The sequence below is a fragment of the Actinomadura sp. 21ATH genome (genome assembly GCF_041951345.1).
Taxonomy (GTDB): domain Bacteria; phylum Actinomycetota; class Actinomycetes; order Streptosporangiales; family Streptosporangiaceae; genus Spirillospora.
Map to the genome: position 1 here is coordinate 1 of NZ_JBGNUR010000015.1, position 24,466 is coordinate 24,466.

At 70.4% G+C, this 24,466-nt stretch carries 25 protein-coding genes and 4 pseudogenes; 16 read left to right on the forward strand and 13 right to left on the reverse strand.

Features of this window, described 5'->3' with window-relative positions; translation table 11 throughout:
- Positions 1 to 412: 412 nt before the first annotated feature.
- Entirely contained in the window at positions 413 to 1,147 is a 735-nt protein-coding gene (locus ACA361_RS32130; protein WP_375018279.1) for a dienelactone hydrolase family protein, read from the reverse strand.
- A 444-nt stretch (positions 1,148 to 1,591) separates the two neighbouring features.
- On the opposite strand from ACA361_RS32130, the gene ACA361_RS32135 reads away from it, so the two are divergent.
- Positions 1,592 to 1,882: a hypothetical protein gene (locus ACA361_RS32135; protein ID WP_375018281.1), complete on the forward strand. Its 291-nt coding sequence runs from the start codon at positions 1,592 to 1,594 to the stop codon at positions 1,880 to 1,882.
- 116 nt (positions 1,883 to 1,998) lie between these two features.
- Here ACA361_RS32135 and ACA361_RS32140 read toward each other — a convergent pair whose 3' ends face one another.
- Entirely contained in the window at positions 1,999 to 2,244 is a 246-nt protein-coding gene (locus ACA361_RS32140) for a hypothetical protein (RefSeq protein WP_375018282.1), read from the reverse strand.
- 617 nt (positions 2,245 to 2,861) lie between these two features.
- On the opposite strand from ACA361_RS32140, the gene ACA361_RS32145 reads away from it, so the two are divergent.
- Both ACA361_RS32145 and ACA361_RS32150 read left to right on the forward strand, forming a co-directional pair.
- On the forward strand, positions 2,862 to 3,413 hold the full coding sequence (locus ACA361_RS32145; RefSeq protein WP_375018284.1) for a hypothetical protein: 552 nt from the start codon (positions 2,862 to 2,864) through the stop codon (positions 3,411 to 3,413).
- Positions 3,414 to 3,801: 388 nt separating this feature from the next.
- The gene (locus tag ACA361_RS32150; protein WP_375018286.1) at positions 3,802 to 4,113 is read left to right on the forward strand and encodes an NADPH-dependent F420 reductase; all 312 of its coding nucleotides are present in this window, start codon (positions 3,802 to 3,804) and stop codon (positions 4,111 to 4,113) included.
- 237 nt (positions 4,114 to 4,350) lie between these two features.
- Here the strand turns inward: ACA361_RS32150 and ACA361_RS32155 are convergent, their stop codons facing one another.
- The gene (locus tag ACA361_RS32155; RefSeq protein WP_375018288.1) at positions 4,351 to 4,671 is read right to left on the reverse strand and encodes a hypothetical protein; all 321 of its coding nucleotides are present in this window, start codon (positions 4,669 to 4,671) and stop codon (positions 4,351 to 4,353) included.
- 302 nt (positions 4,672 to 4,973) lie between these two features.
- Between ACA361_RS32155 and ACA361_RS32160 the strand changes: the two genes are divergently transcribed.
- On the forward strand, positions 4,974 to 5,318 hold the full coding sequence (locus ACA361_RS32160) for a DUF1801 domain-containing protein (protein ID WP_375018290.1): 345 nt from the start codon (positions 4,974 to 4,976) through the stop codon (positions 5,316 to 5,318).
- Positions 5,319 to 5,879: 561 nt separating this feature from the next.
- Here the strand turns inward: ACA361_RS32160 and ACA361_RS32165 are convergent.
- The 4 genes from ACA361_RS32165 to ACA361_RS32180 form a co-directional block, all read right to left on the reverse strand.
- Positions 5,880 to 6,437 carry a hypothetical protein gene (locus ACA361_RS32165; protein WP_375018292.1) on the reverse strand — a complete coding sequence of 186 codons (558 nt, stop codon included), beginning with the start codon at positions 6,435 to 6,437 and terminating at the stop codon, positions 5,880 to 5,882.
- A gap of 253 nt (positions 6,438 to 6,690) precedes the next feature.
- Positions 6,691 to 6,867, reverse strand: a complete 177-nt coding sequence (locus tag ACA361_RS32170; protein ID WP_375018294.1) for a pentapeptide repeat-containing protein — start codon at positions 6,865 to 6,867, stop codon at positions 6,691 to 6,693.
- Positions 6,868 to 7,231: 364 nt separating this feature from the next.
- Entirely contained in the window at positions 7,232 to 7,936 is a 705-nt protein-coding gene (locus ACA361_RS32175) for a hypothetical protein (protein WP_375018296.1), read from the reverse strand.
- A 215-nt stretch (positions 7,937 to 8,151) separates the two neighbouring features.
- Positions 8,152 to 8,529 carry a winged helix-turn-helix transcriptional regulator gene (locus ACA361_RS32180; RefSeq protein ID WP_375018298.1) on the reverse strand — a complete coding sequence of 126 codons (378 nt, stop codon included), beginning with the start codon at positions 8,527 to 8,529 and terminating at the stop codon, positions 8,152 to 8,154.
- A gap of 109 nt (positions 8,530 to 8,638) precedes the next feature.
- On the opposite strand from ACA361_RS32180, the gene ACA361_RS32185 reads away from it, so the two are divergent.
- From ACA361_RS32185 to ACA361_RS32225, 9 genes and pseudogenes are all read left to right on the forward strand, one after another.
- A complete protein-coding gene (locus tag ACA361_RS32185; protein ID WP_375018300.1) occupies positions 8,639 to 9,607 on the forward strand; it encodes a zinc-binding alcohol dehydrogenase family protein in 969 nt (322 codons plus the stop codon).
- Between the two features lie 588 nt (positions 9,608 to 10,195).
- On the forward strand, positions 10,196 to 11,236 hold the full coding sequence (locus tag ACA361_RS32190) for an AraC family transcriptional regulator ligand-binding domain-containing protein (protein ID WP_375018301.1): 1,041 nt from the start codon (positions 10,196 to 10,198) through the stop codon (positions 11,234 to 11,236).
- Between the two features lie 70 nt (positions 11,237 to 11,306).
- On the forward strand, positions 11,307 to 12,893 hold the full coding sequence (locus ACA361_RS32195) for an MFS transporter (RefSeq protein ID WP_375018303.1): 1,587 nt from the start codon (positions 11,307 to 11,309) through the stop codon (positions 12,891 to 12,893).
- A 47-nt stretch (positions 12,894 to 12,940) separates the two neighbouring features.
- Entirely contained in the window at positions 12,941 to 13,453 is a 513-nt protein-coding gene (locus ACA361_RS32200; RefSeq protein WP_375018304.1) for a hypothetical protein, read from the forward strand.
- The gene (locus ACA361_RS32205) at positions 13,450 to 13,800 is read left to right on the forward strand and encodes a hypothetical protein (protein WP_375018306.1); all 351 of its coding nucleotides are present in this window, start codon (positions 13,450 to 13,452) and stop codon (positions 13,798 to 13,800) included. The genes ACA361_RS32200 and ACA361_RS32205 overlap by 4 nt, the downstream gene beginning before the upstream one ends.
- Positions 13,797 to 14,105 (forward strand): annotated as a pseudogene (locus tag ACA361_RS32210) (MFS transporter); the annotation flags it as partial. The gene ACA361_RS32205 and the pseudogene ACA361_RS32210, both read left to right, overlap by 4 nt.
- 25 nt (positions 14,106 to 14,130) lie before the next feature.
- Positions 14,131 to 14,781: pseudogene (locus tag ACA361_RS32215) on the forward strand (MFS transporter); the annotation flags it as partial.
- Entirely contained in the window at positions 14,715 to 15,338 is a 624-nt protein-coding gene (locus ACA361_RS32220; protein WP_375018583.1) for a hypothetical protein, read from the forward strand. The pseudogene ACA361_RS32215 and the gene ACA361_RS32220, both read left to right, overlap by 67 nt.
- 606 nt (positions 15,339 to 15,944) lie before the next feature.
- Positions 15,945 to 16,418, forward strand: coding sequence for a CAP family protein (locus tag ACA361_RS32225; RefSeq protein ID WP_375018308.1), 474 nt, complete (start codon positions 15,945 to 15,947; stop codon positions 16,416 to 16,418).
- A gap of 101 nt (positions 16,419 to 16,519) precedes the next feature.
- Here the strand turns inward: ACA361_RS32225 and ACA361_RS32230 are convergent.
- From ACA361_RS32230 to ACA361_RS32245, 4 genes and pseudogenes are all read right to left on the reverse strand, one after another.
- A pseudogene (locus tag ACA361_RS32230) lies at positions 16,520 to 16,681 on the reverse strand (DUF397 domain-containing protein); the annotation flags it as partial.
- A gap of 453 nt (positions 16,682 to 17,134) precedes the next feature.
- The gene (locus ACA361_RS32235; protein ID WP_375018584.1) at positions 17,135 to 17,884 is read right to left on the reverse strand and encodes a hypothetical protein; all 750 of its coding nucleotides are present in this window, start codon (positions 17,882 to 17,884) and stop codon (positions 17,135 to 17,137) included.
- A 482-nt stretch (positions 17,885 to 18,366) separates the two neighbouring features.
- A pseudogene (locus ACA361_RS32240) lies at positions 18,367 to 18,591 on the reverse strand (hypothetical protein); the annotation flags it as partial.
- 807 nt (positions 18,592 to 19,398) lie between these two features.
- Complete coding sequence (locus tag ACA361_RS32245) at positions 19,399 to 19,728, reverse strand: hypothetical protein (RefSeq protein WP_375018571.1); 330 nt, start codon at positions 19,726 to 19,728, stop codon at positions 19,399 to 19,401.
- Between ACA361_RS32245 and ACA361_RS32250 the strand changes: the two genes are divergently transcribed.
- Positions 19,627 to 19,908 (forward strand): hypothetical protein, encoded by a 282-nt coding sequence (locus tag ACA361_RS32250; RefSeq protein WP_375018586.1) that lies wholly within the window; start codon positions 19,627 to 19,629, stop codon positions 19,906 to 19,908. The genes ACA361_RS32245 and ACA361_RS32250 overlap by 102 nt on opposite strands.
- Before the next feature lie 75 nt (positions 19,909 to 19,983).
- On the opposite strand, the gene ACA361_RS32255 is transcribed toward ACA361_RS32250, so the two are convergent.
- Positions 19,984 to 20,439, reverse strand: a complete 456-nt coding sequence (locus ACA361_RS32255; protein WP_375018310.1) for a DUF6326 family protein — start codon at positions 20,437 to 20,439, stop codon at positions 19,984 to 19,986.
- Between the two features lie 230 nt (positions 20,440 to 20,669).
- Here ACA361_RS32255 and ACA361_RS32260 point away from each other — a divergent pair, with 230 nt between their 5' ends.
- Together ACA361_RS32260 and ACA361_RS32265 are read left to right on the forward strand one after the other, a co-directional pair.
- Positions 20,670 to 21,821: a sensor histidine kinase gene (locus ACA361_RS32260; protein WP_375018312.1), complete on the forward strand. Its 1,152-nt coding sequence runs from the start codon at positions 20,670 to 20,672 to the stop codon at positions 21,819 to 21,821.
- Positions 21,818 to 22,465: a response regulator gene (locus tag ACA361_RS32265; protein ID WP_375018314.1), complete on the forward strand. Its 648-nt coding sequence runs from the start codon at positions 21,818 to 21,820 to the stop codon at positions 22,463 to 22,465. The genes ACA361_RS32260 and ACA361_RS32265 overlap by 4 nt, the downstream gene beginning before the upstream one ends.
- An 819-nt stretch (positions 22,466 to 23,284) precedes the next feature.
- Here the strand turns inward: ACA361_RS32265 and ACA361_RS32270 are convergent.
- Positions 23,285 to 24,337 carry a hypothetical protein gene (locus ACA361_RS32270; protein ID WP_375018316.1) on the reverse strand — a complete coding sequence of 351 codons (1,053 nt, stop codon included), beginning with the start codon at positions 24,335 to 24,337 and terminating at the stop codon, positions 23,285 to 23,287.
- Between the last annotated feature and the right edge of the window lie 129 nt (positions 24,338 to 24,466).

Below are 24,466 nucleotides of genomic sequence, written 5' to 3' on the forward strand. Positions count from 1 at the left end.
GCGGCCTCACCCTCGGCACCCCCATCGGCAACAGCGCCACCATCGCCACCACCTGGTGCACCGCCATCGCGATCCTGTCCTACCTCTGGGCCAAACACACCTTCAACAAGTCCTGACCATGAACCGGACCAACAGGGCCGCCAGACCACCCGGTCCGGCGGCCCCGACCGCATTCCCACCCCGGAACGCAAGAGAGATTGCGGGCGGATCCGGAGCGAATGCTGATGGTTACCGGGCCCACCACTCCGCGGCCTGCGCCGTGACCACTGTCGCCGTGCATCTCCCGCTCGGCAGCCCGCTTACGCGCCCGAACGGCATGTCACCAGAGCCGGTCTCGGGCCACGCCCCCGTTCCGGCGCTGCTCAGGCGGCCTGACCGCGCCAGGCCGGCCACGGATCGGAGGAGGTGCCCTCTAACCGCTGGCCAGAGTGCGGTCCAGGAGAGGGAGCAGGCGGTTCCAGTGGCGCTGCAGGCCGTCCGGATCGAAGGCATCGGTGTCGGACATGGTGAAGCCGTGGGCGGTGCTGGGGTAGATCTCGGAGGTGTAGCCGACGCCCGCGTCGTCCAGGATCTGGTTGAGCCGGCCGAGGGCCTCGGGTGTGATGTCGGTTTCGGCGTGGCCGAGGTGGACCTGGGCGGTGATCTTGGAGAGGCTTTCGGGTCCGTCGGCGCCCGCGGGGGCGTGGAACGCGGCGACGGCGGCCACCTGGCCGGGGTGGGCGGCGGCGGTGCGCATCGCCAGGAGGCCGCCGATGCAGTAGCCGGTCACCGCGACCTGCCCTGCGGCGACCTCGGGCTGGGTGGTGAGGAACCTGAGGTAGGCATCGGCGTCGCTGAGCGCGCGTTCGGCGGTGTGCGCCTCGATCATGGGCATCAGCTGGGCGAACACCGCGGACCGGTGCTCCTCGCCGATGTGTTCGGGAAGGTCCAGCACCGGTGCCGGGCCGTGCCGGTAGAAGAAGTTGGGAACGAGCACGTAATACCCGTGCCCGGCCAGTTGGCGGGCCATCTCCTTCAGCACGGGCCGGATCCCGAAGCCGTCGGCGTACATCAGCACCCCGGGGTGCCGATCGCCATGGCCGGGGTAGGCGGCGAAGGCGTCGGCCCGGCCGTCCGCGGTGGGGATCTGCAGTGTCTTGGTGGGCATGAGGTCTCCTGTCGTGGTCGATGTGTCGAGCTCGTGATCGACACGACGGAGGCGGAGCCCGCGCGACGGCGCGGCGTCCTCGATCGAACAGCGCGGGCGCATCGGCCCGTACGGCGCTCAGGGAAGCACCGGGTCACCGATCCGTGTGTGGCGCGATGCCGTCCCGGTGATCATCGCCGCAAAGCCTAACACCGGCCGCGGCCAACACACTTCGGCGCTGCCCAACGGGATCGAGGCCACGTGCTGACGGCGTAGCCAGAGGGCGCTTCACGCCGGCCGAGGTCGTCTTTCAGCCGGCCGCACAGGCCCTGGTGCGGGTGGAGACGACGGCCATGGTGTTGTGCCTGCCGCAGACGCCGAAACGGTGCAGGCCACGCGGGTTGCTGGATGCGTCGTTTCAGGTGGTGAGAGCCAGGCGGGTCGGTGTGGCTCGGCGCACGGTGCGTGATCGAGGTGATCGGCACCGGCCGCCGGTTCGGCGCGGCCACGCTGGAGCGGGTACGGGCCGACGCCGCGACCGTCGAACACGGCCGCCGTCCGCAGACCATCGACGCGCTGGCCGGCAACGTGCAGATCGCCGACCGCGGCCAGCGCGGCGCGATGGTGAGGTTTCGAGACGCCCCGCTGAAATGGGAGCCGGGCTCCTCGGGCGAGCTGCTGGCCCCGCGTCCCTGCCCCCGGCACGCCGGAGGCAGGGACGCGGGGGAGAACGCGGCCGGGAGTGCGGTCAGGTGATCGCAGACCGCGAGCCGGCCCTGCCCTGGTCCTGGATCCTTACGGCCGCGACGGCGATCCGTTCCGCTTGGCCGCCGGCATCGCAGGAGCGCACCGCCCGGGCGGGGCCGGCGCGGTCACCGTCCGCAGCGGGCGGCCAGCGCGGCGGCCGCACGGGCGCGCCGGCGTGCGGTGCGGCGCTTGGCCGAGCCCCCCAGCAGGATGAGCAGGGTGGCGGCGAACCCGTAGCCGCCCAGCAGGACGGCGGCATCCAGCCAGGTGCCCTGCAGCAGGTAGGCGAAGGCGAAGATCGCGCACCCGGCCGCGGCCAGCGTCAACGCGCAGGCCATCAAGCCCGTCGCCGACACCACCGAGATCAACATCGTGGTGCGCACCAGCCGGTGCGCTCGGGCGTTGGCGGTGACGGCGTGGGCCAGGTCGCGCGCCTGGGGGAGGCGGCGCCGCGGTCTCGAGGGCGGCGGGCCGGATCGGGCCGATGGATCTGGAACTCGGGGGGTGGCCGGTCGGTCTGTTCTCTTCGGGTTGTCGTGTTCGGTCATGCCCGAACGCGTCGGCACTGCACACCCACCAACTCTCATCGCTACTTGTGTCCGCATGGTTTCCCTGAGTGATAAGCGTGAAAGCCTGACACAGCGCCGGAACACTTGCAAGCGATCGTGCGACCTCAGCGTGTCACCAGCCGGATCGTGCCCCCACCCATCGCCTGCCGGGTTGAGGCGAACGCTTCGCAGAGCGGCCGAGACGGACGCCTTCTCACTCAACAGCCGACCGGGACTTGACCCAGGACCGGTGTGGCCGCAAGCGTCGGCCGGATAAGCACGACGCTCGCGATCGGTCATGGGCATGCGGCGCCGCCGAGTACGGGAGGCGTCTGCGTGGCGTTCGCCATGTTCATCCGCGAAGTCACAAGGCGCGTCCATGTCACACTGGGCGAGGGACTCACATCGGCACGAGACCACCCATAGAGGCCAGGTGGCGCATGAAAGACCGGAACACCAGAGGGATCGGCGATTACACCTTCCGTAACGGAATGTGGGTTCCGAAATCCGGTGCCGCGCGACCCGTTGCGCCCAAGCCAGGCGTCCAGCGCCCCAGAGCCCAGCCTTCCAGCCGGCAGGGAAGCGACCCGCGGGAGGTCGACGCTGCGATCGCCGAAGCGCTGGCCCGACTGCCCGAACGCGAGGCGCAACGGCTTGAGCAGATGCTCCGCCAAGCCCAGCAGCCGGCCCGGCCGCCGACAAGTATTTCCGGCGGCCTGTACCCGCAGCCCCACTCATCTGGTCCGTGGCGGGCCTGGCTGCTGCTTGTCCTGGTCGCCCTCGCCGGCCTGGCCGCCTATTTGTTCGGGGGCGGGACCGCCAGACTCGTCCTCGTCGTCGCCGTCCCGTTCTTGCTGATCTTCGCGGCGGTGCTGACCGTACAGTGGCTCGCCGGTGGCGGACAGGAACACCAGAACGCCGACGACATCCGCTCGCACCTGACCGACCCCAAGACCGATGAGGACTCCGGCAGGTATTGGGCCCCGGACTGATGCTCATCGTCCCCCCGGGGGGGCGAACTCCCGCTCGCCAGCGAACGCCTCGCCATCCACTGGGAACGCCGACCTCACCGCCCGCATATTCGGTCGTGCCGTCTCCTGGACCGAGTTCACCGGATGACGTCGGCCAGCCCGTTAGAGCCAGAGCTGATGGCGGAGCGTTCTACTGCATGTCCGTGCGCGTCGCGACCTGCTTGGTCGTGCATCTACTGCCGGGAGGCCCAACCCGATTCGGATGATCTGGCCGCTGGGAGTGGTATGTGTCATGCACGCAGCAGGTCAGCTGCGCGTGCTGGTCGGGCGCTCAGCGGCCGGGCATCAGCTGTGCGGACCCTGCAGCGGCGCTGCATCCCAGCGTCCCGCTCCTCGGCGACTCTTGTCGGTGCCGTGGCCCGCCGACCTGCCCGACCTGGACGGACGGATCCTCATCGACACCACCAACGCGATCGGTCCCGGCTTCCGGCCCGAACCGCTCGGGACCACACCGTCCACCGCGGTCGTGGCGGGGCTGGCACCGACCGCACGCACCGTCAAGGCCTTCAACACCCTGCCGCTGCACCTGCTCAGCGCCGATCCCCGCCAGCAAGGCGGCCGCCGCGTCATCTTCGTCTCCGGCGACGACACCGACGCCCGCAAACAGGTCTCGGCCTTCGCCGGCGACCTCGGCTTCGCGCCATCGGACTCGGCGCCCTGACTCACGGAGGACTCCTCCAGCAGTTCCCCGGCGGACCCGGCGCCAGCGGCTACAGCAGCCTGCTGAGGAATCACATTCTGCCGCGTTGGGGGTGGCCACCCGCTAGCTGGGATCACCTGCCTGCAGGTAGAGGTTGGCTGGCCGAGCTGCAGCGCCCGGGCCCGCGCCACGTGGCAGGGCGCCCGCGCGTCCACGATCCCGGCGGAAGCGCGGTGGTGGCGGTGAAGTCGGCTGAGGCTACAGCAGGGCCACCGTTGGCCAGATCCGCAAACTGCTGTCATCGCTGCTGGAAGATGCCGTGCTAGAGGGGCACCAGCCGTCAATCCGCTGCGGACCGGTCGTCGCAGGCGTGGACGCGACCAGAGGGGCCGTTCGAAGGCGCGGAAGATGTGGGCCAGGCCGCAGCAGATGCTGCAAGTTGCCGAGAATGCGGCCCTTCTGACCGGTGAGGTAGTCGTGGACGGCCGTTTCCAGGCCGATGGCCGCCCACATCAACAGCGAGACGGCCACGAACCATTGCGACCCGAGCGGTCGCCCAGAGCTTCCCGAGACGGTCACGCACCGACTTTCGCACCGAACGCCGATCACGTGGCGCCGACGATTGGCAGCCTCGGACGCCTGAACGTGCCCGCCAGCAGGCCCACGTCCGGATCCGGCCGATCGTCATCCGAGAGCCGCCGATTGGTCACCAGTCTTGACTATCATGAATCTACTAGATTTCTGGTCAGTTGCTCGTCCTGCCACTTCTATAGATTCGTGAACGAGTTGACCGTGTCCCGACGATCACTCTCCGCTGCCAAAATAAAGAATACTTCGTTCCCTGCAAACAGAACCCGACCAGTCGACGTAAGGAGAACGCCATGAGTGACGAAGTCACCCAGTACATCAACAAGGCACAACCGTGGCAGGCCGAGGTATGCGAAAAGCTACGCACGATGGTCAGCGAGACCGTTCCAGATGTCGAGGAGCGTTTCCAGTACGGCAAGCCGCACTACCTCAAGAACGGGAACTACGCGGCCGTCATCGCGGTGGCCAAGGACAAGGTGACGTTCATGGTCTTCAACGCAACGAACATCCCGGAGGTCAAGGGATTTCTCCGGAAACTGGGCAAGGGCGAACGTAAAGCCGTCGACATCAGAGAAGGGCAAACCGTCGACTACGACGCACTTGCCGGCATCCTGAAAGAGACCGCGACCGGCCTGTAGTCGCCCGGGGGCAGGCCATGCAGGTCGCTGGGGGAGGAAGGCTCCCGATCGCTGGCCAGGCTGGGAGTCCTCCAGCCGGCGATTTGTTCGTCCGGGTGCTCGTCTCGGCGATTACGAGAGATCACGAATCCGGCTGCTGGCATGAGGTCCCGGGGTCTCGACACCGCGGAAACCGGGTCACACCACCCCGCGATGTACTCGCGCCACCGCAAGGTCGTGCGCCGAGCCGCGGCAGGTCACCCTGCTCGGAGCGTACGGTGCTTGACGGACCCAGCGACGCCACGGCCAAGGCAGGGGCTCAGTGCCTCCCGGCTGCTCCTCGGGCGGACGCGCCTGCCCGAGGAGCAGCCGCTCTCCGAAATTTGGCGAACCGCCGCGTTCGGCAGGTGGACGGCTCGTTCTCATCGGTGATGGATGGAGAGGGCGCGTGCCGGCGCGGGCGTACGGGACCGGCGTGCTGGCCGTGCCGGGCCAGGACGGCACCGAATCCGCCAGCAGCAGCCCTATCAGCAGCACGATGCATAAGACCCGCAACGGCCGCCGCCCGTGGTCCCAGGCCAGCTAGGGACAGCAGCAGCCACCGCCGGGCGGCGCGGGGCGCGCCCGGCAGCTGACCTCCAGCGAGCAGTGTCGGAAGGCGCGCGCCGAGTCCCGGTTGCAGGAAGCGACGGCGACCGCGAGCCGCCGGTAGAGCGAGGCGAGCGCGACGGTGGGCACCAGGAGTTCGTTGGCGGCACGGTACGCGGTACGGGCGCGGGGCCGCGGCCGGTCACCCGCAGGACAGCTGGCTGTTCCAGGCCGGCGAACCGGCAGCGGCTCAGGTCGATCCCGGCCAGTTCCGGCTCGCGCGTGCCCGCACAGCGACAGCAGGCGCGCCGGGCCCGCCGCCCCAGCGGGCTCGGCCAGGCGCATGCAGGGGTGGGGGAGCGACCGCAGGGTCAGCGCGCCGCCGAACACGGCACCGTCCGCGCTCAGGTCGGCATTGCGCAGCCGGAAGTCCGCCGGGCCTCGGACGCGGAGGCGGTCGGCCGTCACCCGCCGTACGGCGGCGTCCACGCGCCGGGCGCCGGGCGCGGATGCCTCGGTGAGCCGCAGACCGTCGGCCGTCCTCGGCCCCATCCAGACGTCCTGCCTGAACCGCGCCCGCTCGAAGCGCGCACCGGGCGACTCGGACGCCCCGGAAGGATTACGCCCCGCCGCACCGCGCCGCCTGCAGCGCGACGTCCTGGCCGAACCGCGCGCGGCCGAACGAGGCGCCGCCGGCGAAGACGGCCCGCGTGAACGAGGCGCCGGCGCGCCAACCGGTTCCCCAGAACAAACGTCACGGCTAAAGGCGGCCTCGTCGAACGCCGCATGTCGCCGGAAGAGCGCCTCATGGAACGAGGCGTTGCCGTTGAAGCGCGCCCCCCCGGAACGACACGTTCCCGCCGAACCTCGCGCCGAAGAACGAGACCACACCGCCGAAAACGGCGCCGTCGAAGGAACAGTCGCCCTCGAAGCGGCAGCGTCCCAGGTGGACGTGCCGACCGGGGCCCGTGAGCCCGACCATGAGGGAGTCGAGGACCCGACCGGGACGGTAGTGCCGCCGGGTCGAGGTCGGCGCCCGGCCGCACCGTCCGCAGGTGGCGTTCCAGGTACGCCTGAGGAAGATGCTCCAGGCAGGCCCCGTACGGGAGTACGCCCGGCCGGTGCAGGACCCCACGGCTCAGCACTGTGCCCAGGATGAGGCGAGTACGGGCGACAGGGGAGGACTTCTAAGGGGACACGGTGGGTTCGTGCCCAGTTGCGATCCCGGTTCTGGGGGGCTCACGGGAACCGGGGGCATGATTCGCGTATCCGCAGACAAGCCCGTCAGCGCCGTTTGTCCGGGCCCTGAGCGGGGCGCTGGAAGACACACGTACGGGGTGAGCGGCCTACAGGCGGTGCAGGCGGCGGGTGTTGCCTCTGCCGCAGCCGAGGCAGACGACCCAGTCCAGCAGTTCTCCCTGGCTCTCCCAGGACTCGCTGGCGGCCCAGGCGTCCTCTTCACCGCAGAACGGGCAGTCGCCTTCCAGCCGCCGCATTCGGCTCAGCCGGTCGTCATCGGGGTCCTGGGTACCCACCCAGCCACACTCGGAGCAGGTCCACCACCGATTATGGATCTGGCGTCTCCCCAAGTTCATCGCCCTCAGCTCGCGCTCGCAGCGGGGGCATTCGGGGCCGACGGCGGGCTGGGCTTCGTGCAGTGCACTTGCCGGCGTACTGGCGGTGACGTCGACCCTGTCGCGCGACTCTGGGATGGACACGACCATCGAGAACTCGTCCAGGCGTGCGGAGATGTTGGTCGGCCGCCCGGGGCGGTCGTAGTGCACGCGCACGTTCCAGCCCGCGGGCTCTAGCGTCAGCCTTGTGCTCTCCACCAGATCGGCACCAGGCGCGGGCGGCCCCAGGACCTGCTGGGCGTGGAGGCGATAGCCGTACCTCACCGGAGTGTCCCAGGAGGCGATCCCCGGCCTGTGCGGCTTCGGCACCCGCGGGTCCTGATCGCCCGTCAACGCCGTGATGACCGCCCGGATCTGCTCGCACAGCCACTCGGCGTTGCGCTCCATCGCCTCGCGCTCGCCCGGGATCCTCGTCATCGGCCGCCCTCTCTCCGCCGAGATCCAAAACACCGTCTACGACGAGATCGGCGAAGGCGACGGCAGCCCCTGGCCACCACCCGAGGGCCGGCCGGACCCGACCGCCACCGAGTTCGACGCGTCCGGCCACTTCGCGCTCGTCGCCTCACTGTCGATGAGGGCCTGGTTCGCGGCCCCCTTTGCGAGTGCCCGCGCGGCGTGCTGCGCTGGCTCGATCAGCTGGGGTCGGTGACGGTGTTCTCATAGGCGTCACGGGCCGCGAGGAGGGTGGGCATGTTCTCCTGTGCCCAGTGCCGGCAGGCGGCGATGAGGTCGAGCAGGGTCCGCCCGAGCGGGGTCAGTTCGTACTCCACTCGCGGCGGGACCTCGGCATGAACCGTGCGAGTGATCATTCCGTCGCGTTCGAGGGCGCGCAGGGTCTGGGTGAGCACCTTGGGGGTGGCGTGCCGGAGCGGGGTGCGGATCTCAGTGAACCGTCGTGGTCCCTGTTCGAGGCATTGGATGATCATCGCCGACCATTTGTCGCCGATCCGGATCGGCATGATGCTGCTCGGGCAGGCCGGGTCGAACATGTCCGGGGCGAGCGGTTCCATTAGTACCCTCACGGTAGTCAGATACCTTTGAAGTAACCAGTATCTCATCGATACCTTCGCGGGGCGGTGCATCCGCCGCCTCACATCTTTCCGATGCGAAGGACCATCCATGCGTGCTGTTCGGTTTCACGACTACGGTCCCCCTGACGTCCTGCAGGTGGACGACGTTCCCGACCCGGAGCCCGGCGCCGGCGAGATCCTGGTGCGGGTGACCGCGGCCGGGATCGGCTTCGCCGACGTCCAGATACGGGCCGGCCTGATGCGATCGGTGCTCACCGGCCTCCCGCTGCCGTACGCGCCGGGTTTCGAAGTGGCGGGCACGGTGATCGCCGTCGGCCCGGACGTCGATCCCGCACAGATCGGCCGGCAGGTGATCGGCGCCACCGCGGGCGGCGGCTATGCCGAGAAGGCCGTCCTCGCGGCGGCGGCCCTGTCGCGGCCCGGCACGCTGGACGACCACACGGCCCTGGCCCTGCTCGGGCAGGGGACGACCGCGGTCGGGGTGGCCGAGGCGGCCGCCCTCCGGCCGGGCGAGACGGTACTGGTCGAGGCCGCCGCGGGCGGCGTCGGCAGTCTGCTGGTCCAACTGGCCAAGCACGCCGGTGCGAGGGTGATCGCCGTCGCCCGGGGCGAACGGAAACTGGATGCGGCCGAGCGACTCGGCGCGGACGCGGCGATCGACTACAGCACACCGGATTGGTCCGAGCGTGTGCGGGAGGCGGCGGGCGGTGGTCTCCAGGTGGTGCTGGAGGCCACAGGCGGCCCGGTCTCCAAGACCGCCTTCGACCTTCTGACCCCCGGTACCGGCCGGATGGTGGTCTACGGGACGACAAGCGGCCAGGCGCCGCAATTCGCCCCACTCGACGTGTACCACCGAGGCGTATCCGTCAGAGGCTTCGCGTCCGCAGTGCTGCCACCAGAACACTCGGCCCGCCTGCTCGACCGCGCGTTCGAACTGGCCCGCACCGGCGAACTCAAGCCGATCATCGGCGCCGCCCTCCCGCTGGCCCAGGCCGCCACCGCACACAAGGCGCTCGAGGAACGCACCACCATCGGCAAGACGGTCCTCACGCCCTAGCCCTCGGATCACACCTGGTGCATCCCCCTGGGGCTGAGCGCCGCGACCGCACCGGCGCTCCTGAGGCTCTGACGATGTGGTCCCCGGCAGCGCGATAGGAGGCTGTCTTCGATCCCCGAGCGGGGTCGAGGACAGCCTCTGAGGAACTGGCCACGATGCGCGCCGACATCAGAGAGTTCGAAGCGTTGCTCGCCCAGGCCGACGAAGAGCTGAAGGAGTCCGCCCGCCCCGGCCGAGCTGACCGCACGCACGGTCGCCTCCCTGGTAGCACGATCCCACGACGCGGTCGGCCGCGCCGACGCCAACCTCGCAACGGCGCTACGCCAGCATGTCGGCGGCCCCAAGGGCGGTACCAGGCAGGTGATCGTGGGCTACATCGGCTCTCACCTGAGCAAACCGGGACGAACCGGTCGAAGGATAATTCGCTTACGGGTCCCGCCGACAGTTGCCAGGAACGGGCGCCGTACCTGGAACCCCGCCCCCTCCGCCTGCACCGCCTTGTGCACGCGCACGTCGCCGATCGAAGCAGCCGCGATCACCTGCGGGGCTGGTGATCCTGCCATGCGAGACTGGCACCCGGGATCGCGGATGGGGATGGACTGGATGGTGGACGGCGTCTCGCCGCATCTCACGCGGATGCTGCTGGAGGCGGGCCGGCGGTCGGGTGTGGAACGGTCGCAGCTCGGCCGCGTCCCGGGCCTGACCGTGGTGGGCGAGGAGCACGTCCGGCTTCCCACGGCGACCCTGCTGCGCGTGTGGGAGACGATCTCCGGGGCGATGGCGGAGGCGGGCGGCGGGGCGCGGGCGATGGAGCTGTGGCGGCCGGGCCGGCTCGGCGTGTGGGACTACCTGTTCACCGCCGCCGACACGCTCCACGACGCGCTGCGCGCCGGTGGCCGCCACTTCGCGTCCATCGCCGACCCTGCCGACACCCTCGGCGTCACCCGCGACGGTGAGGGCGTCACGGTCTCCTGGCAGGGGCCGTACCAGGAGCATCCGTCGTTCCCGCTGATCGCGGAGTTCGTGCCGGCCATGCTGCTCGGCGTGGCGGGCTCGGGTGCCGGACGCCGGCTCGTACCGGTACGGGTACGGCTGCCCCACCGCGCGCCGCCCCGGCACGGCCTGCTGGCCGAGGTGTACGGCACCCGGCGGATCGAGTTCGAGGCGGGACCGCCGGCGGTGACGTTCTCGGCGGCCGACGCGGACGCGCCGCTCCCGAGGGCGGACCCGGCCCTGGCGGCGATCCTGGACGAGCATGCGCGGATCACGGTCGCCACCGCCCGCCCGGTCCTGGACTGGCTCGGCCGGTTCCATCTCGCGCTGGAGGCGGCGGTCGACGCGGGGCCGCCCGAACTGGCCGATGTGGCGCGACGGCTGGCGATGGGGCCGCGGACGCTGCAACGCCGCCTGAGCGACGAGGGCACGAGCTGGCGGGACGAGCTGGAACGGTTCCGGCGGCAGCGGGTGGAGCACCTGTTGCGGGAGACGTCGATGACCCTGGAGGCGATCTCCGCACGGGCCGGATACTCCGATCCGCGCGCGCTGCGCCGGGCCGTTCACCGCTGGTACGGCCGCGGTCCGGCCGCGCTCCGGACGTCGTCACGGGCCGGCCGGGCCGGCCGAATCTGACGCGTTCGGTCCGCTCGACGACGCCTGCGGTCCTCCCGGCGGCACTCACCGCGCCCCTACCGTCCCGATCATGGACGAACGACATGACGAGCCCCCGGCCAGGGCCGGTGCCCGGCAGTGGCTGGGACTCGCGGTACTGCTGCTGCCGACGATGCTGCTCACCGCCGACCTCGGGGTGCTGTGGCTGGCGACGCCGGACCTGACCGCCGACCTGCGGCCGAGCGGAACCGAACTCCTCTGGATCACGGACGTGTACGGGTTCATGACCGCCGGATTCCTGGTGGTCATGGGCACCCTGGGGGACCGGGTCGGGCGCCGCCGCCTGCTGCTGGCGGGCGCCGCGCTCTACCTGCTGGTGGAGTTCCTGATGCTGACGGCGGCGGCGGTGCGCGGCCCGGAACTGCTCATCGGCTCCCGCGCCCTGCTCGGCGTCGCCGGAGCCGCGATCCTGCCCTCCACGCTGTCGTTGATCAGCGCCATGTTCACCGACCCGGGGCAGCGGACCCGGGCGATCTCGCTGTGGTCCACCGCGCTGGCGCTCGGCGTCGGGCTGGGGCCCGTCTTCGGCGGGCTGATGCTGTCGCGGCTGTGGTGGGGATGGGTGTTCCTGCTGGGGGCGCCGGTCATGGTCGTGGTGCTCGCCGCGGGGCGGTCGCTGCTGCCCGAGTACCGGGACGGCTCGGCCGGGGGGCTGGACATGCCGAGCGTGCTGCTGTTCCTGCTGGCCGTCCTGCCGGCCGTCTACGCGATCAAGCGGATCGCCGAGGACGGCTGGCACGCGCCCGTCGCCGCCGGCGGTGCCGCCGGAGTCGCGTTCGGGTGGCTGTTCGTGCGGCGGCAGCGGCGGCTCCCGTTCCCGCTGCTGGACCTGCGGCTCTTCGCGGACCGTACCTTCTCCGCCGCGCTGGCGATCCTGTTCCTGGGCATGATGGCGCTCAACAGCGTCGAATACCTGGTCCCGCCCTTCCTGCAGATGGTCGGCGGACTGTCGCCGATGGCCGGCGGACTCTGGCTGCTGCCCTCGGCCGCCGCGTTCCTGCTCGGCTCCCAGGTCACCCCGCCGCTGGCCCGGCGCGCCGGACCCGCCCGCGTCCTGGTGGCCGGGACGCTGGTCTCCCTGGCCGGATACGCCCTGGCGGCGCAGGCGGCGGGCCCGCTCGCCGCCGCCACGGCGATCACCGTCATCATGCTCGGCGTCGGCCCGATCAGCGTGCTCGGCACGGACCTGGCCGTCGGCGCCGCGCCCGCCGAGAAGGCGGGTTCGGCCGCGGCGGCGGGGCAGACGGCGTACGACCTGGGCCTGGCCATGGGCATCGCGATCACCGGCAGCGTCGCCACGGCCGTCTACCGGGACGGGGTCGCCGCCCGCATCCCGGCCGGAACGCCGGCCGGGGCCGAGGAGGCCGCTCACGACACCCTCGGCGGCGCGATCGCGGCGGCCGGGAACCTCCCCGCACCACTCGCCCGCCGGCTGACCGACGCGGCCCAGGACGCGTTCGTCACCGGCTTCCACGTCGCCGCGACGGTCGCCGCCGCGCTGGCGGTGGTCGTCATCGCCGTGGCCCTGACGGCGCTGCGGCGGCGAAGCACGGCCACCGCAGGCGATCCCCGTTCCGAGGCCCTGGACAGCGCCGATACGGCCGCGGCCGTTCGCTGATCCGATCCGCACCTCTCACCGCACTACGACGAAGGAGAAAGGCGACGATGGAGAACGAACTCTTCGACTACAGCCCGATCGTCGGACGAGAGCCGATCCGCTGGCCCGGCGACGCCCGCGTCGCGTTCTACGTGGGATTGAACATCGAGCATTTCCTCATCGACCGTCCCTCCACGAGCCTCAACGAGGCGACGGCGGCCCTGACGCCCGATCCGCTGAACTACGGCTGGCGCGACTACGGGCCGCGCGTGGGCGTCTGGCGGCTCACCGAGATCTTCGACCGGCACGGGACCAGGCCCAGTGTCCTGCTCAACTCCGACGTCGCCGGCCGCTACCCGCAGATCATCGAGGCGGGACGGGAACGCGACTGGACCTGGCTCGCGCACGGCAGGAACAACTCCGTCCTGCAGGCGGGCATGTCCGCCGACGAGGAGCGCGCCGTCCTGACCGAGGTCGTCGGCACCATCGAGAACGCCACCGGGCACCGTCCCCGGGGGTGGCTCGGCCCGGCGCTCACCGAGACGTTCCAGACCCGGCGCTCCTGGCCGAACTCGGCGTGACCTATCTGCTGGACTGGACCAACGACGACCGGCCGTACCGGCTGAACGTTCCCGGAATGCTGAGCGTGCCGTACTCCCTCGAACTGAACGACCTGTGCCTGTTCACCATGAACGGCTTCACCGGACCCGAGTTCCTCCAGGCGGTCAAGGACCAGTTCGACCAGCTCTATGCCGATTCCTCGGAAAGCGGGCGGGTCATGGCGCTGGCCCTCCACCCGTTCGTCACCGGGCAGGCGTTCCGTGCCAGGTACCTGGACCAGGCACTCGACTACATCGCCGGCCACCCCGGCGTATGGCTGACCACCAGCGACGAGATCGCCCGGCACTACGCCGCTCCGCCGGCATGACCGCACGGACCAAGGAACCTCTCGCGCTGCTCGCCGCCATCCTGTCCTCCTCGCTGATCGGCCTGGACGGGATGATGACGCCCCTCGCCCTCCCCGCGATCACCCAGGACCTGGACGCCGGGCCGGCGACGCAGCAGTGGGTGCCCGCCGCGTTCCTGCTTCCGCTGGCGGGGCTGCTCCTGGTGGGCGGGGCACTGGGCGACGTGTACGACCGATGGCGGGTCTTCGGGATCGGCGCCGGCGGATTCTGCGCCGCGGCCCTGGTGTGCGCCCTGGCACCGAACCCCGGACTGCTGATCGCCGGCCGCCTCGTCCAGGGGGGGCGGGGCCGCGTTGATGGTGCCGGGCGCCCTGGCGGTCATCACCACGACCTTCGACGGCACGGCGCGATCCCGGGCGATCGCCCGCTGGAGCGCATGGAGCGGCCTGTCGGTGATCGCCGGGCCGCTCCTGGCGGGCGCGCTGCTGGAGATCGGCTCGTGGCGGTACGTCTACGGCGCCCTCTCCGTGCTAGCCGCGCTCGTCGTCGCGCTGATCGCGTACGCGGCGCCCGGGCGTGCGGAACGGGTGGACGCGACCGTGGACCGTGGCGCCGTGCTCGCGGTGCCCGCCGTCGCCGGCCCGGTGTTCGCCCTCATCCAGGGCCCGTCACTGGGCTGGACCGACCCGCTGATCCTCACCGCGGCGGCGGCCGGCCTCGCATCGGCGGCGGCGCTCCTCTGGTGGGAGGCTCGCGCGCCCCGGCCCCTGCTCCCGCTGGAGCTGTTCCGGATCCGGACGTTCACGGTGCTGAACGCCGTCACCTTCCTGCTGTACGGCGGGCTGGTCTGCACCGGTTTCTACACCGTCCTGTTCCTGCGGCAGACAGCCGGGTACGGCCCGGCGGCGGCCGGCCTGACGCCGCCGTGCCGCTCGTGGAGGTCCTCCTGCTGTCCGGCCGCGCCGGAGCACTGGCCGACCGGTTCGGGCACCGATGGCTGATCGCGGGCGGCTCTCTCGTCTCCGGCGCCGGGCAGCTGCTCATGCTGCGAGCAGGTGCCGAGCCCCGCTTCCTCGCCGAAGTCCTGCCCGCCATGCTGGTGCACGGTGCCGGGCTCGCCCTGCTCGTGGCGCCGCTGACCGCCGGAGTGCTCGGCGCGGCCGGACCCGAGCACGCGGGCGCCGCCTCAGGGATCAACAACGCGGTGGCGCGGACCGGCAGCCTCCTGGGCATCGCCGTGGTGGGACTCGTCATCTCCGCCCAGTCGACCGCCTCCCTGGAACGGGCGTCGGCCCCACCGGCGGTGGTCGAACAGGCCAGAGCCCATCCGCTCGCCATCGTCCCACCCGAGAACCTGACACCCCCGGAGGTACCCCATGCGCGCAAGGCGCTCCAAGCCGCGGCGACCGACGCGTTCCACGCCGGCACCGCGGTCCTCGGCGGCCTGGGCATCGCCGCCGGCCTGCTGGCCGCCATAGGCACCGGCCGCCGGTGCGCGGCAGCCGTGACGCCGGCCGGGCGGGGCCGGTCCTCGGCTCTACCGGCTTCGGCGCCATAACGGCCGCGGCGAGTTCAGCGCTCGGTGCCGGCGACGTCGTGGGCGGCCTGCACGATGGGCGCCGGCGGCGTTGGCACGCCAGACCAGGGGATGGTCCCGTCGATTTAAGAGCTGCCCCGGCCAGCTCCGGCGCCGCCGGCCTGCCCGCCGGGACGGGCTCGCCCGAGAGCGGGCCGGCGGAGCCGTCTGAAGTCTTCCGGCCGCCCCTCCTGGGTGTTCACCAATCTCAACGACACAGAACTGCCGCGGGTGGGGACGTTGACACGGAGAACACTGCAGATAGAGACGAACGAAACCACCACGGTCGAATTTCGGGCTGTTTTGTGCAGGTGGTGACCGGTTCAGGACGCGGAGATCTCCTGGATGTGCATCCCACGCGCTTCCAGCGCCGCCGTGTCGGATGCGTCCGCATGCGGACGAGTGGCACCGGGATGGCGCCGCTATCCGCCGCACGCCGAAATGTGGTGGGTCTACGCGCCGATTGCCTCTGGCGCCTCCACGAGTGCACGATCGGGACACAAATCGCGGTCATCGGAGATCGCGGTTTCTGCGGGCGCCGCTGGAGCGCCAGTTTGGGGATGTTCGATGCCGTCCACCCGTCCCGCCATGCCCGACAACACCACGCAGGAATTCCAGGCCGAGGCGCTCGCCGCGGCCAACGCCTACCGAGCCACCCACCACGCGCCGCCGCTGGTCATGGACCCCGACCTCAACGCCTACGCCATTCAGCGGGCGGCGTCGCGCTCGGAGCAGGAGATGCTCAGCGCCGGTCACGATGGCCTGCGCAAGGGCACCGGCGAGAACATCTTCTGGGGCGCCACCACCGGCACCACCGCCGCCGACGGGTCGGCGGCAGTGAAATCCTGGTATGACGAAATCAAGGACTACGACTTCAACAAGGCCCAGTTCTCATCCAGCACCGGCCACTTCACGCAACTGGTTTGGAAGTCCAGCACCAAGGTCGGGATCGGACGCGTCTCGGGCCGCGGCGACAAGTACTACGAGACCTACATCGTGTTCGTTTTTGAGCCGCCCGGAAACATGGAAGGCGCCTTCTCCGACAACGTCCACCCGGCCTAACCGGCAGCGGCGGGCCGCGTCTGCAAAGGTCGCCGCCTCCGCGTCAGGACCGCACGGGCGAGAGGGCCGAAACCGCAGGCGTTGCCGGCCCTCTCGCGCGTCTACGCTCGCGCGTCAGCGCCGTCCCTTGATGTCCTGGAGCAGGCCGTCCACGCGCCGCGGCTGAACTCCAGCAGCGGCCCCTGCGGGTCCTTGGAATCCCGGACGGCCACGGCCGACACCGCGTCGGCGACCTCAACACAGGCTCCCCTGCTGCCGCTGCGGCTGGACTTGCGCTACTTCAGGGCCCTGGCATCCATGACCGTGTTACACCTCTCGGAGGAGTCGGGCCCGCTTGGATCGCGCCGGAGGGTTTCCACGCAGGGGAGGGCGACGGCGACGAGCCGCTCGAACGCCTGCTGGAACTCCGGCGGGCGCGGTGGCGGTGGTGGACGGGACCGTGTACGCCGTGGTGAACGGTCCGGGCGACGGAGGCCACGGTGAACCCTCGGTCGCCAAGGCCGTGACGGCGATCGGCATCGCCGAGCGGGATGGTCGCGTGCTCCGCTCGACGCAGAGTCCGGAAGCGTCCGCTGGGAGGTCGACCTCGGCGAACACCGAGAGCTCAACCGGGCTATCGCCGATGCCCGGACGATCGCCGTGAGGCCTGTGGCGCGGTGGCCGCCGGACGGTGAGGGGGCGTGGTCTCACCGTCCGGGTCACGCTTCGGCCTGGGATCAAGGTTTGAGTAGGCCGTAGAGGTCGGCGATCTTCTGGTTGTCGGCGATCAGGGGCAGCGTGTCGAAGGTCAGGGACCAATCGGTCAGGCGGCCGTTGCGGTAGCCGAATCGCTCGATGATCCCGAACGAGGTCGTGCGGTGCCGGCTGTTCACCGTTCCGTACCACTCTTGGTAGGTGGCGGTGGGAGTGCGCACCGTCTGGCCGGGCTTCAGGCCGGCGGCCGGGTCGTTGCCGAACGTGCTGAACAGCTTCTGCAGGTACGCGAGCTTGCCGGCGCGGGTGCGCAGCCGGCGGTCGTCAAGGCCGGTGCCGCTCAGCGGGGCGTGCCCCGTGGCGTTGACCAGGGCGGCGGCGTCTCGCCGGTTCCAGGCGGCGGCCCTGCCCGCGATGTCGCCCGGACGCGCGGAACCCTTCGCCGGTGGGACGTCGGGGCGACTGCGGTCGGTGACGCCGCCGAACAGGTCCCGCAGGGAGCCGTCCAGCGGCTTGAACCAGCGGAAGCGGTCGTAGTAGCGGCGGCCCTGGACGACGTCGCCCTTGTCGTTCAGCACGACGCGGTAGATCGCCGGGTATTCGACCCTGTTGCCCCTGAGGACGGCGTGGTTGTGCGCCCCGTACATGACCGTGGTGCGGTCGGCGGCGATACGGGTGGGGCGGAAGCCGAAATCGGGGACCAGGCCCAGCGTCCCGCGGATCGAGTTCTCGATGTTGACGCGGCCGGGACCGGTTCGCCGGCGGCCTCCCACAGGGTCGCGTTCTGGTCCCACATCTCGCCGTAGACGGCGACCCGAGCGTCGAGTTCGGCCTGGTTCGGCCGTGCCGGGTCGGTGTAGGTGGGCATCCCCCCGAACCGTGTCTGCCGATCGATGAAGGCCTGGGCGGCGGGCGTCACCGTTCCCTCGGTCACCGGGGCGTCCGCCCGGACCGGGGACGCGAGGACGATGGGGACCGCGGCCGCGGCGGCGACCGTGAGGCCCCTGATCGGAAGTTTGATCACGACTGACTCCTGCGGCTGAGTGGCGGATTCGATATCGAGGCGCGGTAGGGCGCCGTCCATGAAGCTACGGACGTCCGCCGCCGGCGGAATCAGTCGATGATCAGTACTTCGGCGCAGTGGTGTCGGAGCCGTTGCGGGAGGCGGCGCCGAGCTTGGGGTACGCCTTGTAGAGGTGGTGGCCGACGGGACGGGGCTGAGGAACAGCTGGGCAGCGATGTCCTTGTTGGTCATGCCTTGGGCGGCGAGGCGGACGATGTGGCGTTCCTGGGACGTCAGTTCGTCATGCCCGTCGGGCCGTGGCTGTTGCGGGAGTCCGGTGCCGGTGGCCTGCGCTTCGATGCGCTGCGTGCCCGAACTGATCGAGGCCGCGACCGGCACGCCCGACCGGGCACGCGACGCCTTCGCCCCGCAACCGGCGCTGGGCCCGCGCCTTCGGCCGGCCCCCCACGCCACCACCGAACGCTGCAAGGCGCCTGTTGGACCGCAAGGAGTTGGATTAGCGGCACTCCGGCCTCTGGTGCCCCGCCCGTGCGGGGTTGCTGACAACGCTCGTCGACGGCCTCGGCAGGGACACGCCTGCCGGGCAGGCCAAAGCCGGACGCCCTCCGGAACGCGGCGTTCCCACTCCTCCTGGAAGTCCGCAGCGACTCCGAGCGCGATGCCGCGCCGGCCAGCCGTTCGGGAAACAGCACGTGATCGATCACTAGAACGCCTGCAGGCTCATCGAGCTGTGCGCCGCCAAAGTACCTAAGCGCGACTGATTCCTCGTTTTCGCAGTCTCCATAGCTTGGTGGTCATCGGTAGGAATCACCCCGGTAAAGCAAGCCATGAGCGGCATGAACGCGCTGGTGGGTTACTGCTTCGCTGCCGTCAGCGCCGGTCCGCTGGACGCCCACCACGGCGTCGTCCGATTCACACCGCGTTCGAGCCTGCTGGACGTGCCCGCCGGGCCGTGCCGGCACCATCCTTCGGAAGGAACCACGATCATGACTGTTCACACCGCTCCTGAGACCCGTACCGGCCCCGGCCTGTTCGCCGACGGACCCCGCTTCCTGAAGCTGGCGCTGCGCGCGGACGCCGTCGTCACCGGCGTCAACGGCCTGGCCTACCTGGCGCTGGCAGGCCCGGTGGAGCGCCTTCTCGGCCTGGACACCGCGGCCGGACGCGGACTGGGCGCGTTCCTGGTCGTCTTCGCGATCGCCGTGGCGGCGCTGTCGATCCCTGCCCGTGCCTCCCGCGCGGCCGTTCACGCCGTGATCGAGATCAACGTCCTGTGGAGCGTGCTGAGCGTCGTCGCCGTGGCCACCGGCTGGCTCGATCTGAACGCCGTCGGCGTGGTCTGGGCCATGATGCAGGCGGGCACGGTGGGCGCGTTCGCCGCCGCCCAGTTCCTCGCGATCCGTCGTACCGCTGAGTGACACACGGTCCGGGCGGCCCGGCTCTCCACCACCGGGCCGGGTCGCCTTGCCCGCGTATGCCGAAGAAGACGCCGTGCCGGTCGATGGCGATGGTCTTGAGGTAGTTGTCGGCGGTCATGGAGGCCACGGTCGCGGATGGGCCGGCGAATCCGGCGTCGTTCACCAGAACGGTCACCGGCTCGAACCGTTCGGTTGCCGTGGTGACGACCTGCGCCCAGGAATCGGGCGAGGACTCACCGCGTTCGGCCGCGCCCGTTCCCACATCGCCACGGCCAAAGCCCACGGCGTCGAGGTCTTCACAGCCCCACGCAACACCTATCTGGGCGATCCCCGGAGCATCGCCACACTGGCATGACCATCAGGTCACCGCTGAATGGACCGTGCCCGCGGGTGGCGCGAGCGAAGGATGGCCGGGCGCCGGGGCGGGCGGTCACGCCTGCTGCGGCCTGCGGAGTGGCTCGCCGTCGAGGCTGGTTGCCGGGGTCGCCGGTGATGCGATGCGGCGTGGCCAGGTCCAGGCGGAGCGCAGGATGAAGGCCAGGAGCAGCACCTCGAGTCCGATGGAGAGGCCGTAGAAGTAGGAGTAGGTCAATGTCTCCCCTGCCGCGTTGAAGATCGAGACGGGGATGTAGAGCGTTGCGACGACGAGATTGATGGTTCGGTTGGCACGGGCGGGCAGTGTCACGGAGAGCAGGATCATGAGGATCGGGATGGCCATGAGCGTGAGCGCGATGGCGACGAAGGTCGGGCCGGTGTCGAACTCGTGGACGATGCCGGCCAGGAGGTCGTCGAGGAAGCCGGGCTTGTACAGGGCGAGGTAGTCGACGTAGATGTAGAGGAACATGAAGCTGGTCCATGCTGCCGCGAGCTTGGCCTGCACGGGCATGCGCAGATCTTCCAGCGTGCTCTGGGACGGCGGATTCTCTGGTGCGGTGTGGGATCGAGGCGTTCTCATCACAATGCTCCCTGGCTTGATCGGGTGGGAGCTTCCACCTTCACCGACGCCGGCGGTGGGCACATCGGCCGCGGAGCCTGGTCCGACCTGGCCGTTGGCACAGCCGGGCTCCTGTACTTTCGGCGGATACACCGAGCACGCGGGCTGCCTAGGCTGATCAGATGGCCACCAACGCACTCCGCTCGCTGTGGGCCGAACCTCGACCCACGAATGCCCCGGACCCGGGGCCGCGAGACTGGGCCTTGGTCTCAGTACTGATCTGCTGGTCGGTGGTGGAAGCGGTGCTTCGCCAGGACCTGGCGCCACGCCCGCTGCTGCTACTCGCGGTGCTCGCGGTCCTCGGCCCCCTGCTGTGGCGACGCACGCACCCGCTCGTCGCGGTCGCGGTCTCCTTCGGCATGTTGACGATCGTCGACATCGTCAGAATCCTCACCGGGTCGCAAGGCGCCCTGCTGAACAGCAGCATTGCGGTGCTGATCCTGGCCTACGCCTTGTTCCGGTGGGGCTCCGGCCGGGAAGCCGCAAGCGGCCTCGGCGCCATCCTGCTCTGGCCGGCTGTCATCACCACCCTCGGCGCCGACCCCGCCAGCCTGGCGGAGGTGGTCGCGGGGTACGCGTTCTTCCTGTTCGCCGCCGCGCTCGGCACCGCGATCCGCTATCGCACGAAGATCCGCATCCGCGACATCGACCACGCCAAGGCCCGCGAACGCGAACAGCTCGCTCGTGAACTCCACGACACCGTCGCCCACCACGTCTCGGGCATCGCCATCCAGGCCCAAGCAGGACGTGCCATCGCGGCCTCCCACCCCGAGCGTGCCATCGAGGCCCTGGCCATCATCGAGGACGCAGCGACCCGCACCCTCACCGAGCTGCGCGCCATCGTCGGCGTGCTCCGCGCCACACAGGACACCGAGTTCGCGCCGCAGCCCGGCGTGGCCGAGGTCGAGCAGCTCGCCACCGATGGCCGGACGCGTCCCTGCGTCAAGGTGACGCTATCCGGCGAGTTCGACGACCTCAGCCCGGCGGTCGGGACCGCGATCTACCGCCTGGCCCAGGAGTGCATCACCAACGCTCGACGGCACGCCCGTCACGCGACCCAGGTCACCGTCGCCGTCACAGGCGACGCCGACCAGGTACGGCTGACCATCGACGACGACGGCTCCGCCGCCGGCGGCCGCGCCCCAGCAGGCTACGGCCTGGTGGGCATGCGGGAACGCGCCTCACTGCTCGGCGGCACCTTCCGCGCAGGCCCCACCGCCGAGCGGGGCTGGCGGGTAGAGGCGGTCCTGCCTCGAACCGGGACGCCACGATGAGCATCAAAGTCCTCATCGCCGACGACCAGCCCATCGTGCGCACCGGGCTGACCATGCTCCTCGACGCCCAACCCGGCATCGAAGTGGTCGGCGCGGCCGCCGACGGGCGCGAGGCGGTCCGCCTGGCGCTCCGGCTGCGCCCCGACGTCGGCCTGTTCGACATCCGAATGCCGCTGATGGACGGCATCGAAGCCACCCGACGCCTCGCCGGCCCCGACGTCACCGACCCCCTGCCGATCGTGGTCATCACCACCTTCGACCTCGACGAGTATGTCCACGGGGCACTCAAATCCGGCGCCCGCGGGTTCCTGCTCAAGGACGCCGGACCCGCCCTGCTGACCCAGGCCATCCACGCCGCCGCCGACGGAGACGCACTGATCGCACCCAGCGTGACCGTCCGGCTGCTCGCAGCGTTCGCCCGCGCACAGACCCCACCACCGAGCCAGCCGATAGAACCGCTCACCGCCCGCGAGGAGGAAGTCCTCGTGCCTGTGGCCCAAGGTCGCACCAACAATGAGATCGCCAGCGAGCTCCATATCACCCCAAGCACCGTAAAAGCCCACCTCGCCAGCCTCATGCGAAAGCTCGGCGCCCGAAACCGCGTCGAGGTCGCCATGTGGGCCCACGAGACCGGCCGCATCTGACGCCGCAAAGTCTCCCGCCGCCGTTTGCCGCAACCTCCCACAGCGTCAAAGCGGCTCGCGCGCATATCGATCAGCCTTGTAGTAGTGCGGATTCGAAGTCTCGGTTCTACGACACCGGAAGGTCACCGAGATGGGATCCGTTCCCTGCCGGAAGAGCCGATGAGGGAAGACGTCGTCTACAGCGGATCGCGCGGTGCTCGATCAAGGAATGCGGCGGCTCATCGCTGGGGTACAGGCGATCGACATGGCCATCGGGTGCGCGGCTGACCTCGGCCGAGATGTCCACGGACATGGACGGAGCCGAGGGTGCGAGCTGGGTCCGAGCACAACGGGCAGATCGAGCGGATCGAGCGGATCGCGGCGGCATCTGGCCTCCGATCGTGCGCCATTTTGCTTAGAGTAAAGACTCTTAGCACTTAGGGAAATTGTCAACCCAAATCCGTTCGCGCGGCGTCGGATCGACATCTCCTGCAGCAAGATGTGGCAGCCCGGCCAGTACACGCGGAGGTGGCCAAGGCCAGAGGGGAGGGCCGATGAGCGCCCGCAGCAGCGCCGAAACACCTCAGTGCTCAAATGACCTCCCGCGACACCTTGGTCGGTGACAGCGTGCTGGGCGCCTCGGCACCCCAGAGTTCCTGGCCGCCGCCGAGACGGCGGCGGCCAGGGCCCGCTCTCAACCAACCTGACCATCGCGGCCGACAGCCCCGTTCGTCGAAGTCCGGGTTGGGCTTGCAGTGATGGGGCCACAGCCCTGCCCCGGCACAGCGAGGGTCAAGGTCGGCGGCGAGGTTCCTGGCCGGTTCGCCTACGCGGCACCGTTCAGGCGGGATCGGGGTTGCGGGGGATGCCGAGTTGGGGAAAGTCCAGGTGGGCCTGGTGGCCTTGGAGGGTGAGCGTGCCCGCGTAGGTGAAATCGGCCGGCGCGTCGCCGAGCATGCGCAGCGCCTCGACCAGCAGAAGGGCGGCCGTTTCGCACTGCTCCTGCTCGTGCAGGGCTTCGGGGAAGCGGCGCTGCCACAGTCCGTCTCCCACGTCCTGCCAGCCCAGCGCGCTCAGCCGTGCGCGGTCGGCCAGGTGGGGTTCGTGGTACAGGCCCATCGCCTCGATCCGCAGCCCCAGTCCCTCAGTCCAGAACGAGACGAAGCGCTGCGCGTGATGGCGTGAGATCAGATGCACGATGACGCTTGAGGGCAGCACCGGCGCGTCCTCGGCCAGGCTACTGAGCAGCGGCGCCAGACGTTCCTGCAGCTGCTTCCAGTCGACGGCGGCCGGGTCGGGCACGGCGGCCGGGTCGGGCAGGCGTTCGGGGGCGGCCGCGCGCCACCGCACCCGGTCGGTGCTGGGCGAGGTCAGGTCATCGTCGTCGGCCCGGCGGACACGCATCGTGATGGTGGTCCAGGTGCGTTCCACGATCAGGTGGTCCGTGCCCATCGGCCACAGCAGCCATTGCGTCTGGGGCCCGGCGATCCGCTGGTTGCCCCACCAGCTCGGCGGGCCCAGTACCTGCTCCACCGCCCCGAAGGTCTCGCGGAAGAAACCGGCCGCGGTGACGATGTCGATGTCGCCCATGCCCCGGGCGACCTGGAATTCCAGATTGTCAAGCTCGTCGGAGTCGCCGTGGCGTGTGCTGGCGATGCCCTCGGTGTTGTCGTGCGCGAAGAACCAGTATTTGCTCTTGCCATCGGCATGGGGCTCGGCGGGCCAGTACTCCTCCGCCGGCGTCCAGGGCTGCCACCCCAGCTCAGTGGTCAGGCGTTCCAGATCGGCCACCCGCCAGGCACCTCGATCGGTGCGCGCCAACCCCTCGACGATCTCGCGGACCTCGTCAGGTTCCGAGCACTCCCAGTACTCCTCGTCCTCGTTGTCGCTCATGCGCAGCACGGTAACGACAATCCCCGACAAGTCAGGTGGCACCGAACCGGCGAACGGCTCTCCTCGCCTGCGCGGAGGCCGGGAGTGGGGCGCGATCCGCAAGCGCTGCCGGCCGCGACTGCCCGCGAT

Coding starts and splice junctions, on each gene's coding strand:
- ACA361_RS32130 (WP_375018279.1), bottom strand. CDS start 1,147: ATGCCCACCAAGACACTGCAGATCCCCACCGCGGACGGCCGGGCCGAC.
- ACA361_RS32140 (WP_375018282.1), bottom strand. CDS start 2,244: ATGTTGATCTCGGTGGTGTCGGCGACGGGCTTGATGGCCTGCGCGTTG.
- ACA361_RS32145 (WP_375018284.1), top strand. CDS start 2,862: ATGAAAGACCGGAACACCAGAGGGATCGGCGATTACACCTTCCGTAAC.
- ACA361_RS32160 (WP_375018290.1), top strand. CDS start 4,974: ATGAGTGACGAAGTCACCCAGTACATCAACAAGGCACAACCGTGGCAG.
- ACA361_RS32165 (WP_375018292.1), bottom strand. CDS start 6,437: ATGGGGCCGAGGACGGCCGACGGTCTGCGGCTCACCGAGGCATCCGCG.
- ACA361_RS32170 (WP_375018294.1), bottom strand. CDS start 6,867: ATGGTCGGGCTCACGGGCCCCGGTCGGCACGTCCACCTGGGACGCTGC.
- ACA361_RS32175 (WP_375018296.1), bottom strand. CDS start 7,936: ATGACGAGGATCCCGGGCGAGCGCGAGGCGATGGAGCGCAACGCCGAG.
- ACA361_RS32180 (WP_375018298.1), bottom strand. CDS start 8,529: ATGGAACCGCTCGCCCCGGACATGTTCGACCCGGCCTGCCCGAGCAGC.
- ACA361_RS32185 (WP_375018300.1), top strand. CDS start 8,639: ATGCGTGCTGTTCGGTTTCACGACTACGGTCCCCCTGACGTCCTGCAG.
- ACA361_RS32190 (WP_375018301.1), top strand. CDS start 10,196: ATGGGGATGGACTGGATGGTGGACGGCGTCTCGCCGCATCTCACGCGG.
- ACA361_RS32195 (WP_375018303.1), top strand. CDS start 11,307: ATGGACGAACGACATGACGAGCCCCCGGCCAGGGCCGGTGCCCGGCAG.
- ACA361_RS32200 (WP_375018304.1), top strand. CDS start 12,941: ATGGAGAACGAACTCTTCGACTACAGCCCGATCGTCGGACGAGAGCCG.
- ACA361_RS32225 (WP_375018308.1), top strand. CDS start 15,945: ATGCCCGACAACACCACGCAGGAATTCCAGGCCGAGGCGCTCGCCGCG.
- ACA361_RS32255 (WP_375018310.1), bottom strand. CDS start 20,439: ATGCCCGTGCAGGCCAAGCTCGCGGCAGCATGGACCAGCTTCATGTTC.
- ACA361_RS32260 (WP_375018312.1), top strand. CDS start 20,670: ATGGCCACCAACGCACTCCGCTCGCTGTGGGCCGAACCTCGACCCACG.
- ACA361_RS32265 (WP_375018314.1), top strand. CDS start 21,818: ATGAGCATCAAAGTCCTCATCGCCGACGACCAGCCCATCGTGCGCACC.
- ACA361_RS32270 (WP_375018316.1), bottom strand. CDS start 24,337: ATGAGCGACAACGAGGACGAGGAGTACTGGGAGTGCTCGGAACCTGAC.